Source organism: Bacteroidales bacterium, from assembly GCA_029210725.1.
Lineage (GTDB): Bacteria > Bacteroidota > Bacteroidia > Bacteroidales.
Genome location: JARGFM010000012.1, coordinates 21,031 through 33,231, shown reverse-complemented (window position 1 = coordinate 33,231; position 12,201 = coordinate 21,031). Strand labels below are relative to the sequence as shown.

Below are 12,201 nucleotides of genomic sequence, written 5' to 3'. Positions count from 1 at the left end.
CCTTATTTATAGTAGACCGCTGAAAACTTGCAAACATCATAGCAGATTCCGCATCCAATGCATTTCTCCTGAACAATAAAATAGGGGTGCCTCGCCGTACCAATGATTGCATCAGCCGGACATTTTTTGGCACAAACCGTACATCCGGTGCAAAGGTCCACATCAATGTACCAGGTTCGTAACTCAGTACATGTGTTCGAGGGACAGCGCCTTTCGAAGATATGCTCCTCATATTCGTGCCTGAAATATTTCAGCGTACTGACCACAGGGTTCGGCGCATTCTGACCCAGACCACAAAGGGAGGTATCCTTCATCACCTCAGCCAGACTCTCCAGCTGCATCACCCCCTTGAATCTTTCCAGGGTGGTAGAGCCCTCCTCATCTGCCGGCTTCCGGGTAATACTGGCAAGGATTTCTGCCATTCTCCTGGTTCCTTCCCTGCAGGGTATGCACTTTCCGCAGCTCTGCTTATTCAGGTAGTACATGAAAAACCTGACTGTATTCACCACGCAGGTCCTGTCGTCCATCACCAGAACCCCTCCGGAGCCCATGATCAGTCCTTTCTCCTTCAAAGCCTCATAACTTACCGGAAGATCCATCAGATCGAGGGGAACCATACATCCCGAAGGTCCGCCTAAATGCAGTGCTTTCAGTTCCCTGCCCCTTCCTGCCCCTCCAATAATCTTGTTTATGATCGTATCGAAGGAGGTTCCCATGGGGACCTCCACCAAACCGGACAGCGCCACACGTCCCGAGATACTGAATATTTTTGTCCCGGGACTCTCTTCCGTACCTATGCTCCTGAACCACTCCGGACCCTTCCTGATGATCCCGGGCAGGTTGGAAAGGGTCTCCACATTATTAACCACGGTGGGTCGTCCCAGATAGCCGGAGGTAGTGGGATAAGGCGGTTTGGAAGATGGCATTCCCCTCTTGCCTTCCAGGCTGGCTATCAGGGCAGTCTCCTCTCCGCAAACAAAAGCCCCCGGACCCTTACGCAGGGAGATCTGCAAGTTGTACCCGCTGTCCAGAATATTGTCACCCAGCAGCCCGATTTCTCTCAACTCCTTGATTGCATTGTTAATGCGCCTGATGGCATCTTTATATTCGCTGCGGATGTAGATATAAGCTCTGTTGGAACCAATGGCATATGCCGCGATAGAAATACCCTCAAGCAGTTGAAATGGATTACCCTCCATAAGCGTGCGGTCCATAAAGGCCCCGGGATCACTCTCTTCGGCATTACAGATCAGATATTTCTGATCCGAAGGGGTACGGAAGGCTGCTTTCCATTTTTCACCGGTCGAAAAACCTCCCCCCGACCGGCCCCTCAGGCCACTGGCAGTCACCAGTTCACAAACCTCACTGAAGGTATAACTGCGAATGGTCCTTATAAATGCCCCGTATCCCCCACCGGCCATATACTCCTCCAGAGAGAAGGGATCGATGATGCCGCAGGACTCCATAACAATACGGTTCTGCAGGGCAAAAAACGGAAGATCCGCCAGGGCCGGGACATTTTCCCAGGGCTCCTGCCCTTCCCTAAGCAGCTGGCCAATGACATTCCCGTCAGGGACTACCTGGTGAAAAAGGTCATCCAGCAGAGAGGGGACCCTTCCCTCCGTGATCCTGCTGAAGAAAATCCGGGTACGTCCCGGGATCTGTACGGAAACCACCGGATCTTCCGAACTCAGTCCTATGCTTCCGGTTTCGGTCAGATCAAGCTCAATGGAACGATCAGCTGCATAGCTTTCAACGGCCTTCCAGGTAAGAAGCGACCCTGCAACAATCCCGGATGTGGAGCTGTTCACCATTACCAGTGGCCTGGAAATCTCTGTTTTTCTGAGTTCGTCCGACCGCTTCAATTCATCGGGATTCAACCCGGAACGATCACTCCGGGCCAGCTTTAACAATAAAGCTTTATCTTTCCGCATCTTCCCTGTATTGTTTAATGATCTCCCGAACCTCCTTTACCGAGATTCCCGAAAAGTATGTTCCATTCACAGACATCACCGGCGACTGACCGCATGCCCCTATACAGGATTGTACTTCCAGGCTGAACAAGCCATCGCGTGTGGTCTCCCCGTCACCGATCTCCAGCAGCTTGGTGATTTCATTTAACAAGTCCCCGGCGCCACCCATATGGCAGGAGGTGCCATTACAAAGCACTACATGATAGAATCCCCTGGGGGAGAAAGAGAATTGGTTATAGAAAGTGGCCAGGCCATAGACTTTGCTGGTGGGTAGCGAGAGATGGGCGCCTATTTTCGCGACAGCCTCCTCGGAAATAAAACCAAACTCATCCTGAACAGCCTGTAGCAGTGGAATCAGTGCATTTCTCTTTATCTGCGGGAACTGATGCAGGATCTTTTCTATTCGTGCTGCTTGATCAGCCATAAAATTGGATCATACTTCATATTATATCACAGAATTACTGTGATATTCACAGAACGATCAAAGATATTGATTATGTTTGTTATTCGGCAAACAGTAATCAATTTGAACAGATTATAAATTACTTCAGCTGAACTGATTTTGTTAACTTTAATGCTCAATGGCCATGACACTTTTGAAAAAGGAGATAAAAATATGCCTGGGCAGCTCCTGTTTCAGCCGCGGAAACAAGAAAACTCTCCAGGTGGTTCAGAAATACCTGAAAGACCATCAGCTGGAAAGAGAGGTCATCCTGAAAGGTAATCACTGTTTCAGCGACTGTAACAAAGGGCCTGTACTGAAGATTGGATCGCGGCTGTACGAGGAAGTGAGCGATGAAAATGTTCTGGCTATCCTGGAAAGCGAATTTGGAGAGATGTAAACATACTATGACAGAACCACTCCTGAAAATCAACAGCGAAACATGCATCGCATGTTATGCCTGCGTAAGAGCCTGCCCGGTGAAAGCGATCCGGGTACAGAGCGAACGCATCAAACCCGGGATCATCCCTGAAAGATGTATTGGCTGCGGAAGCTGTGTGGCAGTCTGCGGACCGGGAGCCATTGAAATCAGAGATTCAAAAAAGGAGTTGATCCAGATTCTGGAAAGTGGAAAAGAGGTGGCTGCACTTGTGGACCCCTCCATTGCAGGCGAGTTTCCGGATATCACCGACTACAGGAAATTTGTGACCATGCTGCGTGCACTGGGCTTTGAATATATTCAAGAGGTTGCCTTTGGGGCAGACCTGGTGGCCAGGGCCTACAAAGAGCTCTTCGATAAGAGCAAGGGGAAGTATTATATCATGTCAAACGATCCGGTAACGGTCTCTTTTGTTGAAAAATACAGTCCCGGGCTTGTTCCCAACCTGGCGCCCATCGACCCCCCGAATGCGGCTACAGCCAGGGTGGTACGGAAAATTGCCGGTAAAGAGGTACTGCTGGTATATATCAGTCCCTTAATTGCCAGTAAAGACGAGATCAGGCGCTTCGACGGGGATGGCCGCATCGATCTGGCCATAACCTTTGTAGAACTCAGGGAGCTTTTTAAGGAGGCCAATATCCATGAAACAGATCTGGAATACAGCGATTTTGACCCCCCACTGGGCTATAAGGGATCCTTCTTTCCTGTGGCCAACGGGATCATCCAGGCAGCCGGTATCGAGGAGGAACTTCACCTGACTCCGGTAATCACCGTGGAGGGCGATGGGATGATCGATGCCATTAAAGAATTCGAAGAGAATATCGGAACCATCAAACACCATTTCAACCTGTTCTATAAGGAGTTCCTCATGGGAAGGGGTACAAGCGCCGGGGGAAAAAGGTTCCTGCGGCAGAGCCAGCTCTTCAAATATGTGGAAAAACGTTTAAAGACTCTGGACAGCTATGAATGGGAGGCCAGCATTACTGAGTTTGCATCCCTGGATATGACGCGCACATTCAAAGCGGACGACCAGTCCCTTCCCCTTCCATCAGAAAGCAAACTGAATCAGATCCTGGAAGAGATCGGCCAGGCAAATCCTTCCGCAGTAGGTTGCGGTGGCTGCGGATATGCAAGCTGCACCGACTTTGCCATCGCGATTGCGCAGGGACTGGCCATTCAGGAGATGTGTAACACCTATGCTTCGCATAACAGACAGAATCATATCCAGTCCCTGAAAATAAGCAATGAGAAGCTGGCTCAGGCCCAGGAGGCACTCAAGCAATCGGAGAGACTGGCTCAAAAAGAGAAGGGGGCAGCCAGAGAAGCTTCTGAGATTGTCCGCCGCATGCTGCATAAACTGCCCTCCATGGTGGTTATCTGTGACATGAACCTGAAGATTATCCAGACCAATGACAGTTTTATCACTATGCTGGGAGAGGAGGCCAGGGAGATCAATGAAGTAGTGCCCGGACTTGCCGGAGCAGATTTAAAAACCCTTCTCCCCTTTAATTTCTACAATCTCTTCACTTATGTACTGAAACACAATGAATCCATCACCAACCGGGATATTCGACACGATGGCAAGATTCTGAATGTTAGTGTATTTGTTATTGAAAAAAATAAGATTGTTGGTGCGGTAATCCGTGATATGTCAGCCCCCGAAGTACAAAAAGAGGAGGTAGTCAAAAGACTCAACGAAGTCATCGACAAAAATCTGAGCCTGGCACAACAAATCGGCTTTATCCTGGGGGAGGGCACTTCGGAGGCTGAAAGGATGCTTAACTCGATTATTGAATCGTATAATCTGAAGCAGGACCTGAAAAACCGATGAGCGGCAAATTCTATATGGAGGTCGCCTGCGATCAACGCAATTATGGCAAGGAACGTATTTGCGGGGATGTTTTTCTCAGTCGAAAGGTAAAAGAGGAGAACCGAACCATTGTGGTACTTTCCGATGGGATGGGACACGGGGTGAAGGCCAATGTACTGGCTACCCTTACTGCCACGATGGCCGTGAATTTCACCATTGAACATAAGGAAGTGGAGAGGATCGCCGAGATCATCATGAATACCCTGCCGGTATGCAGTGAGCGTCAAATGAGCTATTCCACATTCACTATCGTGGATATTGAACACGACGGACAGATTAATATCCTGGAGTTTGATAATCCCCAGACCATCATCCTGAGAGACAACAAGCCCTTTGATCCTGCCTGGAGGAGCATAACCCTTGACAGTGAAAAGAACAGAGGCAAAGAACTTCTGTCCTGCAGCTTTGAACCCAAAAAAGAGGACCGGATCATCTTCTGCAGTGATGGCATTGCTCAGTCAGGAATGGGCTCCGACCAGTTTCCCCTGGGTTGGGGCAGAGAGCTTATGCAGGAGTACGCCATAAAACTGGTTCAGAACAGTCCGAAAATATCCGCCTTGAAACTGGCATCAAAAATGGTGAACATGGCTCACCGAAACGATGGATACAGTTCCAGGGACGATACCAGTTGTGCCAGTATCTACTTTCGGAAACCGCGAAAGCTGATGATTGTTACCGGTCCGCCCTATGAAGAAGAAAACGATAAAGAACTGGGAAATACCATCAGGGGATTCAAAGGAAAAAAAGTGATTTGCGGAGCCACAACGGCCGATATCATTGCCCGCGAACTGAACCTGGAAATCGAAGACAGCCTGGTATTTGAAGATCCGGAACTGCCTCCTGTCTCCCATATGGACGGAATGGACCTGGTGACCGAAGGAATACTGACCATTACCAAGGTTACGCGAATACTCAAAGATTTCTCACCCTCCTACGCCCTTGGCAAGGGTCCGGCCGACCGGATTGTCAAACTGGTTCAACAGAGTGATGAGATACATTTCATCGTAGGGACCAGGGTAAATATTGCACACCAGGATCCAAATCTTCCTATCGACCTGGAGATCAGGAGAACCGTGGTGAAACGCATGGCACGCCTGCTGGAAGAAAAATTCCTGAAGGAAGTAAATATCAAATATATATAAAACGCTTTCGGGGCTTTTTAAACAAATACCCCGTTCCGGGTGTATTATTTCTTGGCACGCTTATTGACCTTAGAGAGGGGCCGGTGTGTAAATCCGCGGGCTGACAATTTGACTGCATAACGATTGAAAAAGTAGAGAGAAGCTGATGATCCCGATAGACGAAGAGACTGAATATATTCCATTGCTGTCCCAGGAAGAGGAAGAGGACCTCAAAAAAGTGAACATTCCCGATGTATTGCCTATTCTCCCCCTGCGTAATACCGTACTGTTTCCGGGCGTGGTGATCCCGATTACCGTAGGCAGGTATAAATCCCTGAAACTGGTTCATGAGGTTTATAAAAAAAATAAAATACTGGGAGCCGTAGCTCAGAGGGATGGGTCCGTGGAAGATCCTGAATTGGAAGATTTTTACAAAATCGGAACCGTGGCTCAGATCCTGAAGATCCTGGAGATGCCAGATGGGTCCACTTCAGTAATTATCCAGGGGAGGAAACGGTTTACGATAAATGATCTGCTTACTGAGAAACCTTATCATGTGGCAAGGATCACCCCTCTGGAGGATGACAAGGATGAACCTGCAGGAGAAGACAAAGCAGTGGCGGCTGCTCTGAAAGAGCTCGCAATAAAAATTATAAAACTCTCCTCCAATATCCCTACTGAAGCAACTTTTGCCGTAAAAAACATTGAAAGCCCATCTTTTCTGGTCAACTTTCTGGCTTCCAACAGTGAGCTCTCCCTGAAACAGAAACAGGAACTGCTGGAAACCAACAGTGTCTCTAAACGGGGATTTACCCTGCTGGAGAGTCTGTCTAAGGAGGTTCAGATGCTGGAACTGAAAAATGATATCCAGACCAAGGTGAAAAATGACCTGGATCAACAACAAAGAGAATTCCTGTTGCATCAGCAAATGAAAACCATCCAGGATGAGCTGGGAGGCTCGCCACAGGACCAGGAAGTGCTTGAATTCAGAGAAAAGGGGGAAAAGAAAAAATGGAGCAAGGAGGTGGCTGCTTCTTTCGAAAAAGAGCTGGACAAGCTGCTCAGGCTAAACCCGGCCACCGGTGAGTTTTCGGTCCAGGTCAACTACATCCAGACCCTGGTGGAGCTGCCGTGGAACGAGTACACCAAAGATAACTTCAATCTCAAACGCGCCAGCCGGATCCTGGATAAGGACCATTTCGGATTGGAGAAAGTGAAGGACAGGATCCTGGAACACCTGGCCGTGCTTAAACTGAAAGGAGACCTGAAATCCCCGATTCTTTGCCTGGTAGGCCCTCCGGGAGTTGGAAAGACCTCCCTTGGTAAGTCCATTGCGGAAGCGCTGAACCGGAAATATGTCAGAATGTCACTGGGCGGACTTCACGATGAGGCTGAAATCAGAGGCCACAGGAAAACATATATTGGAGCTATGCCCGGGAGAGTGATTCAGAATCTGAAAAAAGTTAAAACCTCCAACCCGGTATTTGTACTGGATGAAATTGATAAAGTAGGAAGGGGCGCCCAGGGAAATCCCGAATCTGCACTTTTAGAAGTTCTTGATCCTGAACAGAATAAATCTTTTCACGATAATTTCCTGGAACTTGATTTTGATCTTTCTAAGGTCATGTTTATAGCCACTGCCAATACCACAGCCGGAATTAATCCTGCCCTGCTGGACCGGATGGAGATCATTGATCTCTCCGGTTATATTGTGGAGGAGAAAATTCAGATTGCGAAAAGGCACCTGATACCGGACCAGATAGAAAATCACGGTCTGACACGAAAGCAGCTCTCCATATCAGCTCCTGTTCTGGAAAAGATCATTGAAGGATATACCCGTGAATCGGGCGTCAGACAATTGGACAAGCAAATTGCCAAGCTGGTACGGGTCTATGCCAGGCACATTGCTTTTGAAGAAAGTTACGACCCCAGGCTCTCGCTGGAGAAGGTCACTGAGATTCTGGGACCCCCCAGATATATCAAGGATAAATATGATGGAAACAAGCATGCAGGTGTGGTAACCGGACTGGCCTGGACCTCAACCGGCGGAGAAATCCTGTTTGTGGAAACATCCCTGAGCCAGGGAGAAGGCAAACTCACGCTGACCGGTAACCTGGGCGATGTCATGAAAGAATCAGCAGTTCTGGCACTTGAATACCTGAAGTCCCATGCTGCGAAATACTCCATTGATCCGTCCATCTTTAAAAAATATAATGTACACGTGCATGTTCCCGAAGGAGCGATTCCCAAGGATGGCCCCTCTGCGGGAGTAGCCATGGTAACCTCCATTACCTCGGCATTCACCCAGAGAAAAGTGAGGGAGAATTGTGCCATGACCGGGGAAATCACACTGAGGGGAAAGGTGCTGCCTGTGGGGGGTATCAAGGAAAAGATCCTGGCAGCAAAAAGAGCAGGCATCACCGAAATAGCCATCTCGGTTGAGAACAGAAAAGATGTCGAGGAGATTAATGAAATCTACCGCAAAGGGCTTAATTTCAAATTTGTCAATGAGATTTCCGGTTTAATGGATTTTGTTCTGCTTCCCGAACAGGTGGATCAACCCATGCAGCTTACTTAGCAGATCAATAGTTTGGCCATTTCAGTACCATGCTGCTTTTCAATTTTCACGAAATATACTCCGCATGGTAATCCTTTACCTTCCAGGTCAGAAATGGTAAAATTATCTTTATCCTCGGCTCTCAGTTTGAATACAGGCATGCCTTCCAGGTTAAATACTTCTACCATAGTGCATTTAGGTTTAGGGTTAAAGTGTTACTTTCAATGGTCTAAATTAGAGTGTGAAAGAACCAAAGCAAAGAGATTGCGAACTTATTGTATGAACCCTGCCTCCTGTGATCTGAACCCGGTGATTTCCCGGATAAAGACTTATCTGGAAAAGGTCGATTCCAACAACCTGATTTTCTGAGCCGGAATTTTTATCGAACAGCTATTTCCAGAATATTCAAGAATGCAATTGCTGCTTTTACGCTGTACCCTGGCAAGGAATCTCAGATTTAACAGGTACGAGCGGCTTGCGCGGAAAAAATTATTCCCTTCGAGTGCTTCCTCAATCGCTCCCAGGTTCTGGGTTATAACTTCAAAACTTTCATTGGCCAGCTGAATGCGGGTATAGTTTCCTTCTGCCTTACAATAGACAATCTGCGAAGGATCAATCAGGCTGTAACCTGAACGGGTGTTCAGTTTGATTTTGGCCGGACCGGTACTGCGCAGGGATTCTACCAGCTTCTGAAAGTCCTGTTCCTGAATCTGACTCTTTGTTTCCCGAAAACGATCAATAGCACTCTCGAGCTCCTCCTGATAAACCGGTTTCAGAATATAATCAAAAACCGAGTTTCGGATGGCCTGAATCGCATAGTGCTCATAAGCAGTAACAAATATAATTCCCGGTTCGACTCCTGCACGATGAACCTGTTCAATAAAATGAAAACCATCTTTTTCAGGCATTTGAATATCGAGAAGAACCAGATGTGGCTGCTCTTTGTGCACCAGTTTTAAAGCCTCATCCACATCTCCGGCAGTACCAACTACCCTGATTCCCCTCTTTCCCGCAAGCATGTAGCTGAGTAATTCCCGGGCCTCCGGTTCATCATCAACAAGCAATATTTTTAATACCTCGGCCATTTATTAAAGGAGATTCCTGCCTATTAAAGGGCCCAAGTTATAAAAATCCGACAAGGACAAAAAACAGGATCAAGCAGAGTGAATATGAAACTCCTTGCAGCAGGATGTATGGCGGGAACAGCAAGCCGGGAATTGAGCTAGACCTGAGTACCCGCAAAAAAATCAAGTAAATCACTACCTTTGAATAAAAAGAAGATGGAAAAAATTGCTGTCTTTCCCGGATCATTTGATCCTTTTACCGTTGGTCACGAAAACATTGTACTTCGTGGACTAAGCATCTTCGATATCATTATTGTTGCCATCGGGATTCACTCCACCAAACAGCCGCTTCTGAAGATTGAGGCCAGGGTGGAGATGGTCAGCCAGATCTTCAGTGGCAATGAGCGGGTACGTGCCGGCTTTTTCGAAGGACTGACAGTCGATTACTGCAAAAAAGTTCATGCTACGCATATGCTCAGGGGCATCCGGACAGCGGCCGACTTCGAATATGAACGGGCTATTGCCCAGATCAATAAACGGATGTTGCCTTCCGTGGAATCCGTTTTCCTGCTGACCACACCTGAACACACTCCTATTAATTCAACCATCATCCGGGATATCATCCGAAACGGAGGCGACGCCTCTCAGTTTCTTCCTCAGGGTGTAGATATCAAGGAGTATCTCTGATGCTTAGCCGTTCTCTCACTTTCCTTCTCTTATTCCTGGCTTGTGAATTTACTCTGGGCCAGTCGGCCTCCATTCATGCCGTCTCGCCTGATTATTCGGGTCAAACCATCCATACCACCATTGCCTGGAATCCTTTTATGACGATACCAATCTTTTCCAGCAGCACGGTGTGCAGTGAAGAGGGTGCATTCAGTCAGCTCATACCCCTGGAAGAACCCCGGGTGGTACAATTCGAAACAGGGCTCTATCAGGCCTATCTTTACATGGAGCCCGGATACCACTATGAGGTGCAGTTTCCAGCCTATAAAGAGAAGGATTGGGATGAACGTATCTCTCCATTTTATCAATCAGTGGCTCTGCCTCTGACTGTCCTGTCACGGACCTCACTCATAAGCCGCGAACGCGTGGAGGGAATCAGGGATGTAAACCATTCCATCGCTCTCTTTGATTCGCTGTTTGTCGGTTCCAACCAGAAGATTATTTCTCAGCGGAAGCTGGGAATACCGCGAAACAGCGATTCGCTTATCCACCAGCTGGAAATTCAGTTTGCCAATGACAGCTCCAGGTTTTTTGCAGATTACCGGCGCTTCAGATACGGGGCCCTGAAATTAAATGAAGGAAAGACCGGGCTGGTCGAACTATGCCATAATTACCTGGGGCCCGCTGTCATGGAATGGCATCCCGGATTTATTGAGCTATTCCGTGCCCTGTTTAAGAATTTCATATACTACTATTCCGGGACCCCCGAAGGTCATGAATTCCGGAATCTGGTGAACCGGAACCAGGATTACCGAAGAGCAAGGGAGCTGGTTCTGCAGCACCCTGCCATATGGAGTGATACCCTTGCGGAAATGGTCCTGCTCCAGGAGTTCTCCGAACTGTTTTACCAGGGTGAGTATCACAAAGAAGCGATCCTGATTATGCTGGACTCCATGGCTCATGATCCCCTGACTCCTCAATTTGGGGTCTATGCCATGCAGCTAAAAGAAAAGTTATCCAGTCTTGTAACCGGCAACGCCCCTCCGAAAATAAGTCTGGAGGACCTGGCCGGAGAATCATGGACCCTGGATGACTTTAAAGGGAAATACACCTATCTGTTCTTTGGTACAACCGATCACTACGGCTGTATGATGGAATATCCCTTCTTACAGTCCTTCCTCAGCAAACATGCATCGTACCTGAATGTGGTTACCATCATGGTATCTGAGGAGCGCCATAAACTGGAAGACTTTATGACCAGGAACGGTTACAGCTGGACAGTCCTGCACTATGAAGGACAGCCAGAGGTGCTGGACGAATACATGGTCAGAGCGTATCCAACAGCCTATCTCTTAGACCGGAACGGAAAGCTGCTCCTGTCTCCTGCCCCATTACCATCGGAAGGATTTGAGCAACAACTATTTCGAATTATGCGTTCACGGAGTGAGATCTGATCAGAGCAGGTTTTTCGCATAGAGTACATCCAGGATACTGCCATAGCTGTTTTCCCTGATAAACCCGGTATTCCCAGGGCTTACCCATCGATAATCTGTGATTCCCTCCTTCGATTGCAACAGCGGTTCAGAATCCCCGCCATAGCTCATCTCAAACCACTTGGTCTTTTTCAGTACCCTTTCTCCTTTCAGCGTATAAGTATGATAGGTAGAAATCAATGGATCAAGCACTTCAATGCCGTAAAGGCCGGTCTCCTCCACGACCTCCCTCTTTGCTGCCTGTTGAAAGTCCTCGCCCTGCTCAAGCTTTCCCTTGGGCAGATCCCAGACCCCGTTTCGACAAATCACCAGGAACTCACCTTGTTTATTGAACACGATACCCCCTCCGGCCTCGATCACTTTGAAACATGCCTTGAACTCCTCGAAAACCATCAGGATATCATCATGCAGGATGTACAGGTTGTTTATCTGGGTCAGAGAAATAAAAAAACCGACCAGTTCACTTAACTCTGAATAACTGCTGTACTTATAAAAGAGGCCTTTATGCTTTAAAAAAGCCCTGGAGAAATCATCTCCAAAATATACCGTCCTATCGTTGAAAAAAACTTTATACAT

General features: G+C 47.9%; 11 protein-coding genes. 6 read left to right on the top strand and 5 right to left on the bottom strand.

Translation table 11 applies throughout. From position 1 onward, the window contains the following. Positions 1–2: 2 nt before the first annotated feature. Positions 3–1,934, bottom strand: a complete 1,932-nt coding sequence (locus P1P86_08265) for an NADH-ubiquinone oxidoreductase-F iron-sulfur binding region domain-containing protein (GenBank protein ID MDF1575166.1) — start codon at positions 1,932–1,934, stop codon at positions 3–5. Continuing rightward, the gene (locus P1P86_08260) at positions 1,921–2,397 is read right to left on the bottom strand and encodes an NAD(P)H-dependent oxidoreductase subunit E (GenBank protein ID MDF1575165.1); all 477 of its coding nucleotides are present in this window, start codon (positions 2,395–2,397) and stop codon (positions 1,921–1,923) included. Before P1P86_08260 ends, P1P86_08265 begins: the two co-directional genes overlap by 14 nt. 163 nt (positions 2,398–2,560) lie before the next feature. Here P1P86_08260 and P1P86_08255 point away from each other — a divergent pair, with 163 nt between their 5' ends. From P1P86_08255 to lon, 4 genes are all read left to right on the top strand, one after another. Next, positions 2,561–2,815 (top strand): (2Fe-2S) ferredoxin domain-containing protein, encoded by a 255-nt coding sequence (locus P1P86_08255; protein ID MDF1575164.1) that lies wholly within the window; start codon positions 2,561–2,563, stop codon positions 2,813–2,815. Between the two features lie 7 nt (positions 2,816–2,822). Further along, the gene (locus P1P86_08250; GenBank protein MDF1575163.1) at positions 2,823–4,685 is read left to right on the top strand and encodes a [Fe-Fe] hydrogenase large subunit C-terminal domain-containing protein; all 1,863 of its coding nucleotides are present in this window, start codon (positions 2,823–2,825) and stop codon (positions 4,683–4,685) included. Further along, positions 4,682–5,866, top strand: a complete 1,185-nt coding sequence (locus tag P1P86_08245) for a SpoIIE family protein phosphatase (protein ID MDF1575162.1) — start codon at positions 4,682–4,684, stop codon at positions 5,864–5,866. The genes P1P86_08250 and P1P86_08245 overlap by 4 nt, the downstream gene beginning before the upstream one ends. A 145-nt stretch (positions 5,867–6,011) precedes the next feature. Continuing rightward, positions 6,012–8,423, top strand: a complete 2,412-nt coding sequence (gene lon, locus P1P86_08240) for an endopeptidase La (protein MDF1575161.1) — start codon at positions 6,012–6,014, stop codon at positions 8,421–8,423. On the opposite strand, the gene P1P86_08235 is transcribed toward lon, so the two are convergent. Both P1P86_08235 and P1P86_08230 read right to left on the bottom strand, forming a co-directional pair. Next, positions 8,420–8,590 (bottom strand): T9SS type A sorting domain-containing protein, encoded by a 171-nt coding sequence (locus P1P86_08235; GenBank protein MDF1575160.1) that lies wholly within the window; start codon positions 8,588–8,590, stop codon positions 8,420–8,422. The two genes, lon and P1P86_08235, sit on opposite strands and share 4 nt — an antisense overlap. Before the next feature lie 141 nt (positions 8,591–8,731). After that, on the bottom strand, positions 8,732–9,487 hold the full coding sequence (locus P1P86_08230) for a LytTR family DNA-binding domain-containing protein (GenBank protein ID MDF1575159.1): 756 nt from the start codon (positions 9,485–9,487) through the stop codon (positions 8,732–8,734). A gap of 180 nt (positions 9,488–9,667) precedes the next feature. On the opposite strand from P1P86_08230, the gene coaD reads away from it, so the two are divergent. Both coaD and P1P86_08220 read left to right on the top strand, forming a co-directional pair. Next, positions 9,668–10,153 carry a pantetheine-phosphate adenylyltransferase gene (gene coaD, locus P1P86_08225; GenBank protein MDF1575158.1) on the top strand — a complete coding sequence of 162 codons (486 nt, stop codon included), beginning with the start codon at positions 9,668–9,670 and terminating at the stop codon, positions 10,151–10,153. Continuing rightward, complete coding sequence (locus P1P86_08220) at positions 10,153–11,586, top strand: TlpA disulfide reductase family protein (protein MDF1575157.1); 1,434 nt, start codon at positions 10,153–10,155, stop codon at positions 11,584–11,586. The genes coaD and P1P86_08220 overlap by 1 nt, the downstream gene beginning before the upstream one ends. Here the strand turns inward: P1P86_08220 and P1P86_08215 are convergent, their stop codons facing one another. Beyond that, positions 11,587–12,201 (bottom strand): NUDIX domain-containing protein, encoded by a 615-nt coding sequence (locus P1P86_08215; protein MDF1575156.1) that lies wholly within the window; start codon positions 12,199–12,201, stop codon positions 11,587–11,589.